This is a genomic window from Oceanobacillus profundus (assembly GCF_003515705.1).
Taxonomy (GTDB): domain Bacteria; phylum Bacillota; class Bacilli; order Bacillales; family Amphibacillaceae; genus Oceanobacillus; species Oceanobacillus profundus.
In genome coordinates this window covers 62,502-82,213 of the sequence record NZ_QWEH01000011.1, presented here as the reverse complement: position 1 = coordinate 82,213, position 19,712 = coordinate 62,502, and the positions used below count along the sequence as shown (strand labels likewise).

The window sequence follows — 19,712 nt, the reverse complement described above, 5'->3', positions numbered from 1 at the left end:
GCAGACCATCACATCACAACTGGTTCGGACGTCAGTATCATCATGATAGGTCAGACTTATCGTTTTGCAAATTCATGTAAGGAGGATTGAATGACGATTGTTTAGATTTCAAATGAGTTAAAACGAATGAGCTTAGTATTGTGATATCTTCTCGATCCTAGGAAGTTTTTTAAAAATATTATCTAATAAATGTAAGCGGTTTCTGATGTAGGAAACGAAATTAATGGATAACCATCCAGGGTGCTAATGTGCATGAAATACCATCTAAATCAATCTTTCAAAATCAGGTTTCGATTGATTATGTATTGCTTCATAAAGAATCTAACTAAATGAATGGAGGTAGGTTGAATGAAGACGGAAAGCGAAATGAATCAGGTGGTTGGGAAAGAAGCATCGCTATTATGGAATGCCATGCATCGTTACAATCCAGAAGCGGAACAAGTAGTCGCTGTTAAGGGGGAAGGATCCTGGTTTACCGATGAATCTGGTAAACGTTATTTGGACGGGGTTTCTGGATTATGGTGCTTAAATCTAGGTCATGGCCGTGAAGAAATAGTCGAAGCCGCTGCTGAGCAAATGAAAAACCTTTCCTATTTTCCATTAACAATGAACCATCAGCCTGCAATTAAACTAGCTGCAAAGATTAGTGAATTGCTCGGTGGGAAATACCAGACATTTTTTTCTAATAGTGGTTCTGAAGCTAATGAAACTGCATTTAAAATTGCGAGACAATACCATAATCAAACTGGTAATCCGCAGAAGTATAAAGTGATTTCTCGTTATCGTGGATATCATGGTTCAACATTAGGTGCATTAAGTGCAACAGCACAAGCAAATAGGCGAGTAAAATATGATCCGGGTGTCCCAGGATTTCTACATGTTTATCCGCCATACAGCTACCGTTCTATTTTTGATGGAAGTCCAGAAGAGTCAGATCTGAAGGCAGCACAGCTGTTGGAAGAAATGATTAACTGGGAAGGAGAAGAAACAGTTGCAGCATTTATCATGGAGCCATTTATTTCTGGGGGCGGTGTTATTGTTCCATCAATGAAATATATTCAACGAGTTGCGGAAATTTGTAAGAAATACAATGTGCTTCTGATTATGGATGAAGTAGTATCCGGTTATGGACGTACCGGAAAAATGTTTGGATTTAAGCATGCGGCGGGGGTACAGCCTGATATTGTGACAATGGCAAAAGGGCTGACAAGTGGGTACTTACCATTAGGAGCTACTGCTGTTAAATCTGAAATATATGATGTATTTCGAGAGGCTGGCAAGGATTCACATTTTCGTCATGTATCTACCTATGGAGGACATCCAGCCGCATGTGCAGTTGCATTAAAAAATATTGATATCATTGAGCGTGAGAACATTGTTGAACGAGTTCGCACACTTGCCGGGACTAAATTATCGGAGCTGCATCATTTAATAGATCACAAAAACGTGGGAGAGGTTCGGCAAATTGGTTTTCTTTTAGGGATTGAGATGGTAGAAGATAAACAGTCTAAGCTGCCGATGTCTGATGAAAAACTGGCAAAAATAATAGGTTTGTGTAAAGAAAAAGGATTAATCATTGGTAAAAATGGAGATACCGTTCCAGAACAAAACAATGTCATTATTGTTGCGCCGCCATTAACAAGTACTGTAGAAGATTTAGATTTTTTAATTGATACTTTAACGTCAGCAATTCGAAGTCTTTAAATAAGTCTGTTCCTATAAGAGAGAAAGGGAATCCGAGGGGATGGAGTTTACGTGAATTATGAAAGACTGAAAACATTTGTAGCTGTTGCCGAAAAGAAGAGCTTTTCCGAGGCCGCTAAAGTATTATTTGTTTCACAGCCAACCATTACCTCGCAGATCAAAGCATTGGAAGAGGAGCTTCATACCAAACTATTTGAGCGAACGACAAAAAGGGTTGAAATGACAGAGGCTGCGTTGATTTTAATAAAATACGCTAGGGAGATTATCCAGCTGAGTGATGCCGCACAGGAGAAAATACAGGAAATTGGCAGTAACATACATGGGGATTTAGAGATAGGGTGTAGTTTTACAATTGGTGAATACATTCTTCCAATATTTTTGAAGCGTTTCAAAGACAATTTTCCAATGGTGCAGATTCGTGCAGATATTTCTAATTCGGATACAATTATTTCCAGTATAAAAAATCACGCTATAGATGTCGGGTTAATTGAAACCCCAATTGATGATCCACAAATTATATTGGAGCCATTTTTAACAGATGAACTGTTGCTGATAGCAGCTCCTGATTTTTTAAAAGAAAATGATGGTAAAATTTCCGCTGAAAGCTTGAAGACGATCCCGCTCATCATGAGAGAGAAAGGATCTGGCACAAGGGCAGTAGTGAATCACTATCTACAGATGGTTGGTATAGTAGAAAGTGAATTAAACATCGTGATGGAATTAGGGAGTACAGAGTCTGTTAAAGCAGCAGTTGAAGCCGGATTAGGTGTGTCTATTATTTCTAGAGCAACGATTTCAAAAGAGAAAAAGCTAGGGTTGCTGACATCATATCCGATTAAAAATATAGCATTCTATCGTTACTTCTATATTGCAATGCGTAAAGATCAGGTTTTAAAATCAACTGCAGATTTGTTTTTGAATGAATTGAAAAAAAATGCAACTGACCAAACCATACAAGTCATTTAATCCACTTACTCGATTTTAAAGGTTATAAAAAAAGGAGGAATTTCTAATGGTGAAACAGCAAGCAGAAATGAAAAAGGGTGTCGTTAAAAAAGTAAAAATGACACCAAGTGAAGCAATTGTTGAAACGCTCGTCGCAGAAGGGGTAAAAGAAGTATATGGAATTGTTGGTTCCGCATTTATGGATATGCTTGATTTATTCCCAACTGCCGGTATTCGCTTCTTACCGGTAAGACATGAACAAAGTGCAGCACATATGGCTGATGCTTATACACGAGTATCCGGTGTTGCGGGAGTTGTTATTGGTCAAAATGGTCCTGGGATTACAAATATGGTGACGTCTGTAGCAGCTGCAAACCAAGCACATACGCCAATGGTAGTTATATCGCCTTCTGCAGGCACGCCGACAATCGGGTGGGACGGATTCCAAGAAGCTGATCAGGTTTCGATTTTCAGTGCAATTACAAAAGAAACAGTGCGCGTCACGCATAAGAGTCGTGTAGCTGATTGTTTAAGAACAGCTTTCCGGATCGCTTATGCTGAGCGTGGCCCGGTCCTTTACGATATTCCGAGAGATTTATTTTATGGGGAGCTTGAGGATCAGATCCTTCAGCCACATCAATATCGTGCAGATTCTAGAGGAAGTGGAGATCCTGCCTTAACAAAACAAGCAGTAGAGCTTTTAAAGCACGCAAAAAATCCAGTAATTATTTCAGGACGTGGTGCAGTTGATGCAGATGGGGTGGACACCGTTGTTAAAATTGCAGAACACCTGACAATTCCGGTAGCAGTGTCTTATATGCATAATGACGCATTTCCAGCTGATCACCCACTAGCAGTCGGCCCAATTGGTTATATGGGAGCTAAATCTGCAATGAATACGTTAAAGAATGCTGACGTAGTACTAGCGATTGGAACGAGGCTGTCAGTCTTTGGCACATTGCCTTGTTACGATATCGATTATTTCCCGAAAGCTGCAAAAATTATTCAAGTGGATATTAACCCAAGAAATATAGCTAGAACACACCCGGTTGAAGTAGGAATTATTGGGGATGCCAAAGCAACAAGTGACGAAATTTATAGATTACTGAAAGAGGCAGTTCCTAGTCCAGACAAAAAACAATATCGATTAGAGGAAGTAAGCAAAGAAAAAACAGCATGGGAAAAAGAGTTAGTAGACCTTGCGATGGAGGATGGATCTCCAATTAATCCGAGACGAGCACTCTTAGAACTAACAAAAGTGTTGCCGGACAATACAATCATTTCAACTGATATTGGGAATGTCTCATCTACTGCAAATGCTTATTTAAGATTTAATCAAACGAGACGTCATATAGCTGCATTAACTTTTGGAAATACTGGTTTTGCATACCCAGCAGCACTCGGAGCTCAGCTTGCAGAGCCAGATTCACCAGTCGTTGCAATTATTGGGGATGGAGCTTGGGGAATGAGTTTACATGAGGTAAGTACAGCTGTAGAGCAAGATATTCCGGTTATCGCCTGCGTATTCAATAATAAATCATGGGCCGCTGAAAAGAAAAACCAAGTAGATTATTATGATAACCGATTTATCGGTTCGAACATCCAAGCGCCAGAGTTTGCCGAGGTTGCTAAATCAATGGGTGCTTTAGGTTATACGATTGAAAAGCCAGAAGACATAGGACCTGTTGTGAAAGAAGTATTAGAGAAGCGTAAGCCAGCAGTTTTAAACATTTATGTGGATGGGACACAACTTGCTCCTCCATTTAGAAGAGATGCATTGCAGTTGCCGACAAGATTGCTAGATAAATATAAACACTTGGATTATGAGACATGGGGTTCTGATAAAAACTAAATCCATTATGAAGAAACCTCTATACTACGCAATATGTTGTATAGAGGTTCTTTATTTATATACTTGTCTGTGCCTCGTTATTTAGTTAAAAGCTCCCAAACTTTTGGATTGATCATGGTAGGTGGTTTCTCTCCATTAAGACCAGCTTCAAGGTTTCTAGCTGCTAATTCCGACATTTTCAACTCGGTTTCATATGTGGAAGACCCAACATGTGGCAGGGTAACAACGTTTTTCATTTCTAATAATGGATTGTTTGGACTGACGGGTTCTTGTTCAAATACATCCAGTCCTGCAGCTGCAATTTCCCCAGTTTGTAATGCTGCGATTAAATCCTTTTCTACAACTGTTTTTCCACGTGAAGCATTAATAAAAATTGCTGAAGGCTTCATAAGCTGAAATTCTCTTTTACTAATAAGACCTCTTGTTTCTGGGGTAAGCGGGGTAATTAAAACAGGAAAATCAGATTTGGATAATAAATCATCTAAACTGCAATATGTAGCATCAAACTTTGTTTCTGCGTCTTGTTTCCTTGTCCGGCTATGATACAAAATATTCATATCAAATCCAAACTTAGCACGCTGTGCAATTGCTTGCCCAATTCTTCCCATTCCAATAATACCTATCGTTTTATGATGAACATCGACTCCATAATAGTCTGGCCCTAATGCTTCTACCCATTGTTTAGACTTAACCAAATTGTCTAGCTCTGGAATGCGTCTGGCAGCTGCGAGTAAAATACCAAACACGGTATCAGCAACGGTATCTGTTAATACGTCCGGTGTATTTGTTGCCATAATGTGCCGCTTTGTTAATTCTTCGATATCCAAATTATTATAACCAACAGAGACATTACTCACGATTTTTAAATTAGGGGCATTGTCTAATAATGTTTTATTCACTTCTAAAGCCAGTCCAATAATACCTTCTGCCTCTTTCAGATGGTTCATAAATTCTTCATTAGTTTGGGTATCAATATTTTTTAAAAATTTCACATCGTACTTTTCTTGTAGACTTTTAAGTACGGGTTTTTCAAGCCGCTCATAAACAATAATTTTTTTCTTCATCTTCATAAGCTCCTTCAAGTAATCTTTCAGTTTGTTGATGGTTGTTTTTCTATCATTTTAAACGTAACTTTCAATATGAGGAATGTCAATATTGGGAGAAGGTATTAGACTTTAAGTTTTATAAAGAATATCTATAAATTATATCGTAAAATCCGATAATTTCATTTCTTTAGAATACATTGACTCCGTTTATACCTAATGATAAAGTATAAATAATCTATTTTAAATAGTTACATATACTACCGAGTTATTATCTGATATTTATGTAATGTCACCCTTGATGCCTCTATATATGTGTGAATATTAAGTTTATTTTCAGTAAATAGCAATCAATTGAATTACTAAGGGGGAGATCGTATGAATTGGTGGTTAGTTTGGATTGTAGTTTTTTTAATTGTAATTTTTGGTATAAGTATTATTTCCTCACGAAAAATTAAAACCTCAGATGACTTTTTAATGGCCAACTTTAGTCTTGGGTTCTTTCCTATCACAGGAACAGTTATAGCAACAGTTACTGGATCTGCAGCACTTATCGGTGGAGCTGGAAAAGGTTTTGAAATCGGTATTTCCTATTTTATTACTTCTATTAGTTTCGTTTCTTTTACTATTCTATTTGTCGCTATTCTAACTCCAACCATACGTAAACTTAAATTATATACAATACCAGATTTATTTATAAAACGTTTTGGAAAAGCGTCTGCATTACTTCCAGCATTAATTATTGGATTACTTTATATGACCCCTACATTTGCGATGCAGTTAGTAGGAATGGGTTCTATATTAGCCTCTACTACAGCACTTACCGTAACATGGGGAATTGTTATCGGTTTTATAATCAGTCTCATTTTTACACTTATGGGAGGAATGTTTAGTGTTGCTTGGACAGATACGGTGCAAACCATCGTAATTCTAGCTGGGGTTATTTTATTGTTTTTCCTCGGGCTTAACCATATAGGTGGGGTCGAGGTATTGGCAAATGAAACCCCGAAGCATCTGTTTAACTTTTTCAGTATTGGCGGTAAAGAATTATTAAACTGGTTCCTTGTGTTCGGACCATTCTATATGGTTTGGCAAACAACATGGCAACGCTTATCAGCAGCTAAATCTACTAAAATTGCAAAATGGTCTGTTACAACTGGTTTTATCATTTCTGGTTTTATTGGTTTACTAGCAATATTAATTGGAATTATGGCCGTACAAATACTAAATACAAGTACACCTCCTGATCAAGTGTACACCCAATTTTTAGTAGACATATTTCCAGCACCATTAGGTGGGTTATTTATGGTATCACTATTAGCAGCACTGTTAACCGGTGCAACATCTTTCTTGCTCAGTGGAGCAATTAATATTGCCAAAGATATTTACCAAGAGTGGATTTCACCTGGTGCAGAAGATGCTCAGTTGTTAAAAACATCCCGGATTTCTGTATTAGGTATGGCTGTATTGGGACTTGTTATTGCATTATATATTACAGATATTATAACCATCTATCAATTTGCCCTTTCCTATACAGCTGTAACGCTTGTTGCGCCTGTAATGGCCGCAATGTTCTGGAAACGTGCTACAAAAACAGGAGTAATTGTAAGTATGGTTGGCAGTATTATTGTTTGTTCTTTATGGAAGCTGGCTGGAACACCTTATGGAGTGCATGAAATTCTGCCAGGCTTAATCATGTCTTTTCTATTATTAATCATAGTTAGTCTTAAAACAAAACATTCAGCTGACGAAGACGTGACTGCCTATTTCTTCTCATTAAAAGCAGTGAAGGATCCTACAGAACAAGAACCAGTTGATAAAATCATAAGTTCATAAGGTAAATCTGACTGTGTTGCAAAAATTTCTAAAAAGGAGAAAAAACAATGGATAAGATAGATACCTTAATTACAAATGCCAATATACTAACACTTGATGAGCAAAATAGTATTGCTCATTCATTAGCTATTACTGATGGTCGAATTATTGAAATATGGCAAGAATCAGAACCACCAGCTTCAGTCCGAATAACGTCAAATACTGAAGTTCTTAACTTAAAAGGAAAAACATTAATTCCTGGTTTCATCGACACACATAACCACATTCTAATGTACTCACTGAATAAAAATAAGGTTAATTGCAGTACACCACCGAATGAAAGTATTGATGATATATTACAACGAATTAAAGTGAAAGCAAATTCTACTCCAAAAGGACAATGGTTGGAAGGATACGGTTATGATGATACACTTTTAAAAGAACAGAGACATCCAACAAGGGAAGAGCTAGACCAGATTGCACCTGATCACCCAGTATTTATTACGCATATTTCGAGTCATTTCGCAGCTGTCAATTCAAAGGCTTTGGAACTAGCTGGTGTTGATGAACAAATAAAGAACCCCCAGGGAGGCTTTTTTGGGCGTGATAAAAACGGACGTTTAGATGGAGTGCTTCATGAAATACCTGCGTTGGAATATGTTCAAAAAGTAATTCCAGTTCCCACGGTAGATGAGATAGTAGCGGCACTGGGAGAAGGCTCAAAGGATTATTTAGCCCAAGGGATTACAACAAATGCGGATGCCGGAGTAGGTTTGTTCCTTGGTGAATCAGAATTAGAAGCACATCTGATAGCAGCACAAAAAGGTATCAATCCAATGCATTCACAATTAATGATTATACACACACTTCTACGAGAGGGAGAGAAGTTTGGTAATTACACAGCAGAACAATTAAATGAAGAAATAATGAATGCATCTAACGGTAAAGCATGCCTGGACAGTGCGAAAATGTTTCAGGATGGATCCATCCAAGGCTTAACTGGTGCTCTAAGAGAACCTTATTATAATAATGCAGATGTTGTTGGAGAATTACTTCATTTTCAGGAAGCGTTTAACGAAGAAATATTAGACTTACACAAGCGAGGATTCCGTGTGACCATTCATGGCAATGGAGATCGAGCAATAGGATCCATTTTAGAAGGATATGCTTTCGCTCAAGAAAAGTCACCAAGAGATGACCATCGTCACCGGATAGAGCATGTGCAAACGGCAACAATTGATGATCTTGACAATATGCAGAAACTCCGTGTAGCTGGTTCGGTCTTTATTAATCATGTCTATTACTGGGGAGACCGTCATAAGCGGCTTTTCCTTGGTCCAGAACGTTCTAGAAGAATAAGTCCGTTAGCGGATATTGTAAAACGAGATATTTTATTTACGTTACATTCCGATTGTCCAGTCACTCCGATTTCACCGCTATTTTCTGTTTGGGCAGCTGTAAACCGCCTAACGAAAGAAGGGGAAGTGCTGGGACCAGAACAAAAAATCGATGTCGTAACGGCATTAAAATCAATGACCATTTATGGGGCATATATGAATTTTAGTGAAGATACTGTGGGAAGTATTGAAATAGGAAAACGTGCAGACTTTGCTGTATTAGATAAAGATCCAACAAACGTGGATCCACTTGAAATCAAAGATATCACAGTGGAAGCAACACTAATTGACGGAAAAAAAGTATACGAAAAACAGGGCGCTTTGTTGGGATAAAACGCATTATCGAGCTTTTTATTATTACAATAAAATTGTAAACCACCGTAACAGATTTCTCTGATACGGTGGTTTTTATAGGTTAGGATATTCTAGGTCTAAGTATTGAAGCTATTAGATTTAAGGATGGCTTGGTTTGAAAGAACTATGATGATACATTTTCCAAATCGTCTTCCATATCAGCTGCTTCTTGTTTATCCTTAAAGTCTCCTAAAATCAAATGATCTAGCTCTGCCTTAGGGATTGCTCGAATATGTTTAAATTTAACTAGGAAAAAGAGGGCTCCTAGAATTAGCCAAACAAATAAAGCAATCCATGAAGGGGTGCTCAAAAATCCAGGTGAACCTGGTACGATTAACAATAGTAGGAATCCGGCACTGCTTAGGATACCTAATAGACATAGAAACTTTCTTCCAGGGGAGACAGTAGCACGTTTATTGTTCCTTTTATTATTACTGTCTGACCACTTGAATAATCGATATGCTATAAAGCAAGTATAGAAGTATGCGATGGTGACTCCAAGGGCGGACATATCAACAACCCATAATAATGCTTCTCGCCCAAAGAAAGGGGCAAAAAGCGTGAATGCTAATGTGAACAAAATACCAGCATGAGGTGTTTTATGGGAGCGGTGCAATTTTCCAAAAGCTGCAGGAATAACTTTCGCTCTGCCCATGGCAAACAATAAACGGCTAGCAGACATGTAAAACCCATTCAGTCCTGTCAGAATACCCATAATTAATGCAAACGATAATAAAATAACACCAATTGTTCCGTAAGCATTTTCAACAATCATAGCTGTTCCCCACACTGACCCGGCTTGAACAGCTTCCATCCATGGTTGACCAATTCCAGTTGCAATAACAGTCATTGAGTAAGTAAGAGCTGCAAAAACTAAGGCAATAACGATAATACGAAAAGCTTTTTTGGGGGAAAAGTTAAACTCTTCTGCAGCCTGTGGTATGTTGTCAAAACCAATATAAGCCCATGGTGCAATTGCAATTATTGCTGCTATCGATGCAATAGAACCGACTCCGGGCTGAAAGAGAGGTTGTAAATTGGAAAAGGAACTTGTAGGATGAATAATCATAGCGATGGTTAATAACAAAACTCCGCCAAATAAGCAGACGCAAAACACAAACTGACTAAATGCAGAAGAACTTGCACCCCGGATATTGACAAGGGCGAAAATAGCTAATGCAGCACAGGCTACAATAACTTCTCCGGTGTAAACCTCCCAACCGGCAATTGTATACATGTAACCTTGTTCTACAACCCTTGGGAAAACGAATTTTCCTAGAAGTGCTAGAGCAGAAGCATTAAGCGCAACAATTGCAACATATCCTAACGTTAGAAACCATCCACAAATAAAAGCATGATATCTGCCTAGACCATAATAAGCGTATGCGAACCCTCCTCCAGTTACTGGCAGCTTTTCGATAAGAGAACTAAAGCTCACTCCGATAATAATCATAAGAATCGCACCAATTGAAAATCCAATAATTACCCCAAGTGGCCCAGCCATGGATAGCCAGTCTACTGGAAGCACAAAAGCTCCCCAACCAATAGCTGACCCAAATGCAATTGCCCAAACCCAATGTGGTTTCAATGTTTTGTTTAATTGCTGACGTTCTTCCATATTTCATTCTCCTTCCAAATTGTAAGCGTTATCAATTAAGCTATATAAATTAAAGCATGTCGTGTTTTAATAATCAATAAGTTTCAGAACTTTTAATCATTTGAATGTGTAATAGAAGTTATTGAGGAATTAAATAGTAATCAACCTCGTGAATGTTGAAGCTAGAGAAAAGTGATTTCCTTTGTATGAATACATACTATAAAACGGCTTTGCTTGTAATATGCAGTTTGTAACGAGACAATTGTATGGCTGAATCATTACTGCACTTTTATTCATTGAAAGATGGTAAGCTATATAGTAAACGTCAGTAATTATAAAATTCATGTTATCAAATTGAAGAACAAAGGGTGGTTACAGGTGAGAAGCGTTCATAGTGATATTATTCAATTTCGCGGGAGACATTACGATTATGGCTATATGCAAGGTGAGCATCTGAAGAATTCTTTAATTATTAAAAACAGACATCGCGATTGGAGATTGAGAAGACCACGGTTTACGATTGACGAAGCTGAAGCCAAACAAGCATTTATGCGGTTTGCACCAGGAATATGGGAAGAACTGCTTGGTCTACGAGATGCTCTTCAACAGCCGATGTCGATAATTCTTCGCGATTTCGGCAATTATCGTGTTCAACCAGTCTATAGTGGCTGTTCGATTTTGACAGGGAAGGACTATATGATCCGAAATTATGATTATCATCCGAAAACCTATGAAGGGCGCTACAACCTATTCCAGCCGACCGATGGTGGATATGCTGTCATCGGACCTTCTCAACGTGTTACTGGTCGGATGGATGGCATGAATGAAAAAGGACTCGTAATGGGGTACAACTTCATGCATCGTAAAGATCCAGGCGATGGATTTATTTGTCATATGATTGGTAGAATTATTTTAGAGATGTGTGCGACTACAGAAGAAGCAATTGAGCTTGTGAAGGAGATACCACACCGGACTTCGTTTAGTTACATTGTGTTAGATGAAAAGGAAGAAACCTATGTAATTGAAGCAACGCCAAGGTCTGTTCAAGTACATCAATCGAATGTCTGTACGAATCACTTTGAGGTGCTCCAGCATGAAAATCGTCGTTTTATCGCAGAGTCACAAGAACGACTCAATGCAATCAACAACCAGAAAGCGCAAGCAACAGATGCGTATAAAGCATTTCGACTGTTGAATGATACGGATAAAGGGGTGTTTGTAAGCAACTACAAAAGCTGGTCAGGTACATTACATACATCGGCATATTTTCCAAAAGAAAAACAGGCATGGATTGCACTTGGAGGAGATCAGGAGCCAGTAAAAATTGATTTTGAATCCTGGTTGAGTGGCAAAAATCTAGAACGGAGTAAAATCTTTGGGGAGATAGATACTAGCTCTGGATTTGCTCATATGGATGAAAATCCACGTTAAGAATAAATAAATCTCTTCAATTTTAATCGCAAATATTACGGATAGTTGGGATAGTGTGAAGCATACCTACTATGTATAAACGGATAGGAAAAAGGGATTTCCCACTAAAAAGAGTTCGTGGAAAATCCCTTTATACTTAATCTTCTGGATTGATGACCATCTCTACGCGGCGATTTTTACTTCTGCCATCTTCATCTTCATTTGATTCAATTGGAGCTGTCTCGCCATATCCTTCTGTATGAATCGTTAAATGGCTAATATCACCATGCTCCTCCAAATAATGAAAGACAGATTCAGCTCGTTCTAAAGATAAATTCAGATTATACGATGTCTCACCTTGATTGTCCGTATGGCCATTGATATGAACAGTTGTCTCAGGCTCTAATTCTTCTAATTCAGCAAGAATCCCATCTAATGTCTCTTGCGAACTATCTTTTAATGTGCTTTCATCAAAATCAAACAACAGATCATCAGGAACTTGCATCTTAATTTCTTCATCTGCCACAGTTAAATCCACTTTTTCTGGTGGTTCCATGTCTGGTATATCTAATTCAATAGTCTTTTCAAGATAACGTTTTCCATCATCAGTGGTTTGCAAAAGGTCTCCTTCTAACTTCCCAAAGTCTTCACCATAGGCTGCTAGAACATCATCCCAAGAATTTTGATCGGCATGGACTTGAATTGGGATATACATGCCTGGGCGCAATGATAGATAAGGTATTTTAAGTGCGAAGGAACCATCTGGATTTACATTCGTATAATCATAAGAAAATGGAACAATAACATCGGTCGCGTTCATTAAATCGCCACCTAACCATGTTCCTTCAAGTAGATTACTTTTTCCGTGTATATAGATGAATTTATGATCAGTAGTTACATCAACATTCATCCATATATTCGATTCTCCATAATCCGCAGGGAGTTCACTCCATTTGGGCGTTTCGATTGGGAGTGTGTACGGGATGTCCTTGTTTGCATCTAATAAAATGCTAGCCCTAACCTCATATTGCTCGCTTTGTGATGTTTTATAACGTTGGGGTCCTGTAACTTGGTTGAAGTATACACCATAATGTTTTGTCGTATCCTCACCCAGAGAAGATAATCGGAAATCGATTATCGCATTTCCTTCATAGCCGGGATATTCAAAACGGAAAGAGCCATCCTTTTGTACCTCAGCATTCTTCATAAAAGCTGCAATCGGTAATGTACTATTTCCGGAAGAGCTAATAATCGAGCCTGGCAATAGGTTGCTTTGACCTTCTACAATGATTTGATCATCCTCTACTATCATTTCGCCCCCGATCCAAACCTTTAGGTTGCCAATATCTTCTTTATAATCTATTGGACTTTCTTTAGGTTCTTTCTGACCTTCCGTTTCTTTGGATTTGCTTTGTTCCTCACCAGAACCATTCTCTTTTGCTTTGGATGAATTCGGTTCCTCATTTGTAGTATCTTTGCAGCCTGCAAGAAAGATCAGTAAGACAAAAAATGCTATGTAAATGTAAGACCTTTTCAAATTCAGCTCACCTTCTCCATATTCATTTAGCTTATTGTAGGAAAATTATAAAATTGCCTCACTATAGATTACCATATTCAGATATGGAATAAAAGAGGCATTTGTAGTAAGGGAAGGGGGTATAATTACTTTACAATAATTGATGACGTACTAAATAAGAAGACCAGAAATGATGGCCTTCTTATTTTATACTTACTTTTTCTTCAACGTATGGAATTGTTAGTGGACCAAGTGGAAGAACAGCAATTGTCATCGTGTCACCATGCTTTTTCTTCAAATCTTCTATAGTTTGTTCAATGTTATTCGTAGGCTTTAGCATTGCATTTATTACTTGTTGATCGGATAGTTTAGAATAAACGTAAACATCAGCCCAAACTTGGATAACGGCTTGCTTCTGAACCTGCCACTGATCAAACATTTTAAATTCTGGATCATTAATCATATCCAGCAATTTTTGTGGACTTTCAGCCATGTCAAATATTTTTGCATAGTTGCCGTGATCAGGCAAACCATCCGAACATTCGGATGCGACAATAATAGAGCCGCCTTCCTTCACAATTTTATGTGCAGCACTCATTCCTTTTACAGCTTGATATAAATTCTGATCAAGCGGGTAGCCAGAATTGGATGTTATGACAACATCAAAGCGTTCATCACAACGGAACATTGCATGCTCTTTTGCAAATGCACACCCGAGATCATGTGATTCGTACAATTCCCCTGCAAACACATTTGTAATCTCTTTTTCTCGGTTCAATGTAACGTTTAACATGAAATCTGGTTTACATAGACTATTAATTTCACGAGTCATATCTTGGACTGGATTATTCTCCATGTTGCCCCACGTAGAAAGAGGGTCACCAATCATTCGGGCATTATGAAATGTCAAAATTGTTTCAATACCCGCGATCCCTGGCATGATACCTTTTGGACCTCCAGAAAACCCAGCAAAGAAATGTGGTTCAATAAAACCTGTTACAATTCGAAAATCTGATTCAACATATTCTTTATTAAGGTAGACATCACAACCAAATTTGCTTCTTCCAAGGTTAACAAGTGTATCCTTATCATGACATTGATTATTTATGATTCGAATATTGTCTACTACCCAATCTCCCAGCATCTGAACAAACTCTTCTCTTGTTTGGTCACGATGGGTTCCGGTTCCATTAATAATGACAAAGTTTTCTAATGGGACATGATTTAATTCCTCAATCAGCAGGGGGACGAGTATATGATTTGGTGTTGGTCTTGTAATATCACTTATTACAATGGATACCGTATCCGTTGATTTAACGGACTCTTTTAAAGATCCAGAACCAATTGGATTTCGCAATGCTTTTCGGATTGCTTCTTTTTCATTCTCAAGTTTTGGCAAATTTGTTGGCTCAATAAGGAAAGCGTTGTCCGGCAATTCTAATGAAATACCATGCTTTCCATATAACAGTTCTGTCTTCATGATGCATACCTCATTTCATTAATAATTTTTTTCTTATTTGTGCTGACGGGCAACAGGATCTACTCATATTAAATCATATACGACTAAATATCACTATAGGATAGCGCTTTCTTTGATGTTAATCGTTGACTGCATGCCTCTCTTGGGTGCCCGAAGTGCTTTCAGCATTATTCAGACCAAGATCTTCCCGTGTACCATCAATTCCTCTTTTTCGTTGATATTTATCCATTAAAATAACACCTATTGGACAGAGTAAGGAAGTAGTGATTGTGGATATCGAAATCTGAGCAGTAGCAATAGGGACAATGTTTTGGATTGCTTCTAGCTCTGCTTGTGTCATTGCTCCTGCGCCAACAGCTACAGCTGCTGCGGCTGCAATGGCGGCCGGTGTTGCAGCCGCATTTCCTGCTGTAGAAGCTTCTGAAATGGGTGCAATAAAGCTTTTTTCTTTAAATAATTTAAACATAAGAATTCCCATCCCAGCTGAGCAAACGAAAGTAAGTATCGCAAGTATCAAACCACCTGCAAGAACTGTTGGATTAAAGAAGTTTGCCAAATCCATACCTGCTCCTAGTGCAAATGCAAAAAATGGGATTGTAATCGATTCCCCAGGTTTTAAAAACTCTCGTATTTTCGGATCCAAGTTTCCTAAAAGCATACCAATTCCGATAGGTAATAAAACAGCTATAAATGATATCATTGGGAAAGCAGTACCTAATACACCAAGTGCAACTAACGTGAAGAACGGTCCATCATTGATTGCAAGGATAGAAAGCCCGCCGACATCAGACCTGTTTCCAAATTTACCTGTTAATGCTGCATACATTCCACTATTACTATTTGTCATCCCAGCAATTAATGCAAGCGTCGAAAGTCCGAACAATCCACTCATCGGATCGAAAAAGTATCCGAAAGCCATGCCGACTGCCACGCCAGCAAAATATTTCGATCCAGTTAGGAGGACACCTTTTTTTAATGCCTTTCCACCAACTTTTAAATTCATTTGGCTTCCAACACAAAATAGAAATAAAGCAATTAATACAAGTGCGCTATCCTTAAACAGCTCCTGAGAGAAACCACCGATTTGTAAAAACTCGTAATAGCCTTCCTCCGTTTGGGGTGCACCGAGGAATTTTAAAACGTTCATTACTGCAGGTATATGCATTTGGTCAATTGTATTTAAAAAAGCTCCTAATAAAAGCGGAACGACCATAAGTCCCCCGGGTACTTTTTCTATCGTATCTTTTATGCTCATAAAATCGTTCCTGGTTTCCAAAATCTTTTAATAGTGTATAAAATCTATTAAATATTACCACGCCATCGAACCAGGTAAGAAGGCTACCGTGGAGATTCTCACTCCATTCCGTCAGGAGAGTACTAGCCAGACTAGTCTCTATCATACACCTAATGTATAAGATAACCTGTGGTGCTCTGTTAGAGCCGGCATATTGCGATTAACCATTTCTTCTAGATCAGCTAACCGCAAAGGCGATTTTAGAATCCAGGTTACACCTCCTTTAAAAGTAAAATTTCCTGGTTCTTCATACGTAATGTTTTCTGTATAACATTCCACAACATCCAGTTAGGCTTTTCTTTAAACTTTTGAATGTTGTTTCGTAATACAACTAAATCGTTACGTTTTTGTGTTTGCGTTTCACCTAATTTCTCAGATTCTTCCATCGACCTGATCATTTGAAGTAAATGCGATTTAACTTTTTCTTTTAGTGTTTTAATCAATTCTCTCGGAATTTTTTCATCAAATCCTAGTCCTCTTCTTCCAATAACATAAGATGCTGCTTCGTGAGCAGATAATCCATACATCTTACTATATTTAAAACGACCGATGACGGACGTATATGCTGGGTTTACTTGTTTCATTTTAAAACCGTATTTTAGTCCCCTAGTCATTAGCGCATGATGTAGTTTTCTATAGGCGAAATTAGCTGTAAGACGATTCAACATTTTATTCGTATCGTGGATTTGTTGAAATGTTAAATCTTCTAATACAAATCCTCCAACATTCCAGCTTAAGAAATAATCGATGACTTCTTTTGCGATTTCACCAGCAATATTGGAGCGCTTGTTACCTCTTACATACTCCATCTCGTGACAATAAAATGTTTTCGTTTCTAAAAGGCGACCTTGTTTGGTTATAATAGAAACCGTTATTCTATCAATGTTAATGTCAATTCCAGCAATGATATCTGCATCGATTTTATCTTTAGATGTCAACTCTTCTCCAACTGTTTGAATGTCGTAGCTTAGGAATACATACCATTTTCCGTTTTTATATTTTAGTTCGACGGTATAAGGCTGGTAAGCTTCATTCGTTTTTATGTTCCCATTAGAATCTTGAAAAGATGTTTCTTGAGGTAAAACAATATTGACTACATCACTAAATCGTTTATCTGAAGTGTGTAATTTATATCGCAGACGTTCAGAACGGTTATTTTTCTTATTCAATGGGTTTGCTACTTCTAATAGGAAGTACGCTTGTTCTTCATCCCACACAATACGTGTATTTAAATTGCCTTTTTTAGATTTATCTCCACGAGAATAAAGCGTATTGGAACGAAGCTCTTTCCACCCCTCATTGGTGATTTTCCCTTGCATTCGCCTGAAAAAATTTTTCCGTCCTCCGAAGATAACCTTAGGAATCGTTTCATTTTTTTGATGAAGCAAAAGATTGTTTTCTTTTTTACGTAGCGTTTCTAAACGGCTATCTAATCCTTTTATACAGGTTTCTAGAGAAACTTTATTGGGTGTTTTCTTACCTGCTCGGTAATCCTCTAGCTTACGTTCTGTTTTTGCTATTTTTCTTTGTATTTCTTCGATTCGTAGGGGCAACAGTGCTTTTTGACTTGAAATAATGCTCTGTGCCTTCAAGACGGCATCTTCTGCATACCGTTTGTTTAAATCAAATTTGATATTTACTTTTTTAATCAAATCAGAAGGCTTTTCACCTTCTAGAAGGCGATTAAAAGCATACCGTGTAGCTGAACCAAAAATAGTGCTTAACTTTCTCAATTCCGTTAAATCTTCCGTTCGGTCAATTACTAGCTGTATGGTTCTTTTTGACATGTAAAACCCTCCCACGAACATTTGATTCGTAATAAAATTATACCAAACGCTTGTTCGTGTTACTAGTATTTTTGAACAAAGAGAATAATAACTTTCAATAATTTAAAAGCGTAATAAATATTGTTTTAGAAACAGTTTCCATCTCCTTTTGATGTTTAAAAAGAACAGGACTAAATTAATGACTTCGATGAATCAATTAACACGCCGAACCATTATAGTTATGTTGTAGGAAGTCTATTCGTAGTAATGTCGCTACTTGCTTTATTGTTTTGATGATTAGAATAAAAGTAAGTTCGAACAACCTGTTCAGCACTTTGTTCTAATAATTTAGCTGCATTTGTTATCGATTCCTTTAGTGTCATCGGTTGACTGATAATACTATGGATGCTTACAACTCCAAATTCATGAAGTACTTCAATTCCATCCCCAATTGAGCCAGCTATAATAATAGTCGGAACATCCTCACTTTTAGCGGTCTGAGCAACGCCGAGCGGAGTTTTGCCTGATGCAGTTTGTCCATCCACTTTACCTTCACCAGTAATGACTAAATCGGTATTTGGCAACAGTTCAGCAAATTTACTATGCTCTAAAACAACATCAATGCCTCGTTTTACCTCACAGGGGAAGAAAGCTTGAAAGGCTCCTCCAATTCCTCCTGCTGCCCCTGCACCAGGCAGGTTGTGTAAGTGGATTCCTGTAAGCTTGGCAACATGATCGGCCCAATGTGTAAGATGTTGGTCAAGCGTTTCAACCATTTCTGGAGTTGCCCCTTTTTGTGGACCAAAAACAAAGGAGGCACCGTTTGGACCGATAAGCGGATTTTCTACATCAGAAGCAATTAAAAAGTTGCAAGCTTTAATACGCGAATCGAAAGAATCATCCTCTATTAAAGCGATCTTATTTAATTCACCACCACCATATCCGATTTCATTACCATCTTTAGTGCATAACTTTAATCCAAGTGCTTGGAGCATTCCAGCCCCGCCATCATTGGTTGCTGATCCACCGATGGCAATGATAAACGAAGTAAATCCATCATCCAACGCTTGTTTTATCAACTGGCCAGTTCCATATGTTGTTGCTTTTAAAGGAGAAAGCTGTTCATCCGTAAGAAGTGTAAGTCCTGATGCTGTTGCCATTTCAATGACACAGGTTTTCTTATCTCCTAAAACACCATAGGATGACTTCACTTCATCCCCTAAAGGTCCGATCACTGTGACGTTTCGTATCTCGCCTTTTGTCGCAGTGACAAGTGTTTCTAATGTCCCCTCGCCACCATCTGCAACAGGTAGCATCACTGTTTCCGCTTTTGGAAAAGCCTTTTTGATTCCTCTATCGATTGAATTAGCAGCATCAACCGCACGTAAACTCCCTTTAAATGAGTCTGGTGCTATAATAATTTTCACACAATCACATCCTGGTAAACGTTTTCATTATCTGTAGATTAAATTATACGAATCTTGACTAAAAATGTATATGGTTATACCATATGAAAAATAGGAAGTGAATCCGACATTT

General features: G+C 38.0%; 13 protein-coding genes. 6 read left to right on the top strand and 7 right to left on the bottom strand.

Going from position 1 to position 19,712, the window contains the following annotated elements:
• Positions 1 to 348: 348 nt before the first annotated feature.
• The 3 genes from D1B32_RS15435 to xsc are packed head-to-tail and all read left to right on the top strand — an operon-like array spanning position 349 to position 4,501.
• Entirely contained in the window at positions 349 to 1,704 is a 1,356-nt protein-coding gene (locus D1B32_RS15435) for an aminotransferase (RefSeq protein WP_095311031.1), read from the top strand.
• A 51-nt stretch (positions 1,705 to 1,755) separates the two neighbouring features.
• On the top strand, positions 1,756 to 2,670 hold the full coding sequence (locus tag D1B32_RS15430; RefSeq protein WP_118889815.1) for a selenium metabolism-associated LysR family transcriptional regulator: 915 nt from the start codon (positions 1,756 to 1,758) through the stop codon (positions 2,668 to 2,670).
• Positions 2,671 to 2,716: 46 nt separating this feature from the next.
• Complete coding sequence (xsc, locus tag D1B32_RS15425) at positions 2,717 to 4,501, top strand: sulfoacetaldehyde acetyltransferase (protein WP_118889814.1); 1,785 nt, start codon at positions 2,717 to 2,719, stop codon at positions 4,499 to 4,501.
• Positions 4,502 to 4,578: 77 nt separating this feature from the next.
• On the opposite strand, the gene D1B32_RS15420 is transcribed toward xsc, so the two are convergent.
• The gene (locus D1B32_RS15420) at positions 4,579 to 5,565 is read right to left on the bottom strand and encodes a 2-hydroxyacid dehydrogenase (RefSeq protein ID WP_118889813.1); all 987 of its coding nucleotides are present in this window, start codon (positions 5,563 to 5,565) and stop codon (positions 4,579 to 4,581) included.
• Between the two features lie 357 nt (positions 5,566 to 5,922).
• On the opposite strand from D1B32_RS15420, the gene D1B32_RS15415 reads away from it, so the two are divergent.
• Both D1B32_RS15415 and D1B32_RS15410 read left to right on the top strand, forming a co-directional pair.
• Positions 5,923 to 7,380: a sodium:solute symporter family protein gene (locus D1B32_RS15415; protein WP_095311024.1), complete on the top strand. Its 1,458-nt coding sequence runs from the start codon at positions 5,923 to 5,925 to the stop codon at positions 7,378 to 7,380.
• Between the two features lie 47 nt (positions 7,381 to 7,427).
• A complete protein-coding gene (locus D1B32_RS15410; protein WP_118889812.1) occupies positions 7,428 to 9,089 on the top strand; it encodes an amidohydrolase in 1,662 nt (553 codons plus the stop codon).
• 145 nt (positions 9,090 to 9,234) lie between these two features.
• Here the strand turns inward: D1B32_RS15410 and D1B32_RS15405 are convergent, their stop codons facing one another.
• Positions 9,235 to 10,728 (bottom strand): APC family permease, encoded by a 1,494-nt coding sequence (locus tag D1B32_RS15405; protein WP_118889811.1) that lies wholly within the window; start codon positions 10,726 to 10,728, stop codon positions 9,235 to 9,237.
• A gap of 357 nt (positions 10,729 to 11,085) precedes the next feature.
• Between D1B32_RS15405 and D1B32_RS15400 the strand changes: the two genes are divergently transcribed.
• Entirely contained in the window at positions 11,086 to 12,138 is a 1,053-nt protein-coding gene (locus D1B32_RS15400; RefSeq protein WP_118889810.1) for a C45 family autoproteolytic acyltransferase/hydrolase, read from the top strand.
• Between the two features lie 136 nt (positions 12,139 to 12,274).
• On the opposite strand, the gene D1B32_RS15395 is transcribed toward D1B32_RS15400, so the two are convergent.
• The 5 genes from D1B32_RS15395 to D1B32_RS15375 form a co-directional block, all read right to left on the bottom strand.
• Complete coding sequence (locus D1B32_RS15395; protein WP_118889809.1) at positions 12,275 to 13,654, bottom strand: OmpA family protein; 1,380 nt, start codon at positions 13,652 to 13,654, stop codon at positions 12,275 to 12,277.
• Positions 13,655 to 13,835: 181 nt separating this feature from the next.
• Positions 13,836 to 15,113: a nickel-dependent lactate racemase gene (gene larA / locus D1B32_RS15390; RefSeq protein ID WP_118889808.1), complete on the bottom strand. Its 1,278-nt coding sequence runs from the start codon at positions 15,111 to 15,113 to the stop codon at positions 13,836 to 13,838.
• 118 nt (positions 15,114 to 15,231) lie between these two features.
• Positions 15,232 to 16,368, bottom strand: a complete 1,137-nt coding sequence (locus D1B32_RS15385) for a 2-keto-3-deoxygluconate permease (protein WP_118889807.1) — start codon at positions 16,366 to 16,368, stop codon at positions 15,232 to 15,234.
• 251 nt (positions 16,369 to 16,619) lie between these two features.
• A complete protein-coding gene (locus D1B32_RS15380; RefSeq protein ID WP_118889806.1) occupies positions 16,620 to 18,194 on the bottom strand; it encodes an SSO2105 N-terminal domain-containing protein in 1,575 nt (524 codons plus the stop codon).
• Positions 18,195 to 18,412: 218 nt separating this feature from the next.
• Positions 18,413 to 19,600 carry a glycerate kinase gene (locus tag D1B32_RS15375; protein ID WP_118889805.1) on the bottom strand — a complete coding sequence of 396 codons (1,188 nt, stop codon included), beginning with the start codon at positions 19,598 to 19,600 and terminating at the stop codon, positions 18,413 to 18,415.
• Between the last annotated feature and the right edge of the window lie 112 nt (positions 19,601 to 19,712).

Excerpts from the sequence above, each read along its gene's own strand:
- D1B32_RS15435 (WP_095311031.1), top strand. The coding sequence starts at position 349 with ATGAAGACGGAAAGCGAAATGAATCAGGTGGTTGGGAAAGAAGCATCG.
- xsc (WP_118889814.1), top strand. The coding sequence starts at position 2,717 with ATGGTGAAACAGCAAGCAGAAATGAAAAAGGGTGTCGTTAAAAAAGTA.
- D1B32_RS15420 (WP_118889813.1), bottom strand. The coding sequence starts at position 5,565 with ATGAAGAAAAAAATTATTGTTTATGAGCGGCTTGAAAAACCCGTACTT.
- D1B32_RS15415 (WP_095311024.1), top strand. The coding sequence starts at position 5,923 with ATGAATTGGTGGTTAGTTTGGATTGTAGTTTTTTTAATTGTAATTTTT.
- D1B32_RS15410 (WP_118889812.1), top strand. The coding sequence starts at position 7,428 with ATGGATAAGATAGATACCTTAATTACAAATGCCAATATACTAACACTT.
- D1B32_RS15405 (WP_118889811.1), bottom strand. The coding sequence starts at position 10,728 with ATGGAAGAACGTCAGCAATTAAACAAAACATTGAAACCACATTGGGTT.
- larA (WP_118889808.1), bottom strand. The coding sequence starts at position 15,113 with ATGAAGACAGAACTGTTATATGGAAAGCATGGTATTTCATTAGAATTG.
- D1B32_RS15385 (WP_118889807.1), bottom strand. The coding sequence starts at position 16,368 with ATGAGCATAAAAGATACGATAGAAAAAGTACCCGGGGGACTTATGGTC.
- D1B32_RS15380 (WP_118889806.1), bottom strand. The coding sequence starts at position 18,194 with ATGTCAAAAAGAACCATACAGCTAGTAATTGACCGAACGGAAGATTTA.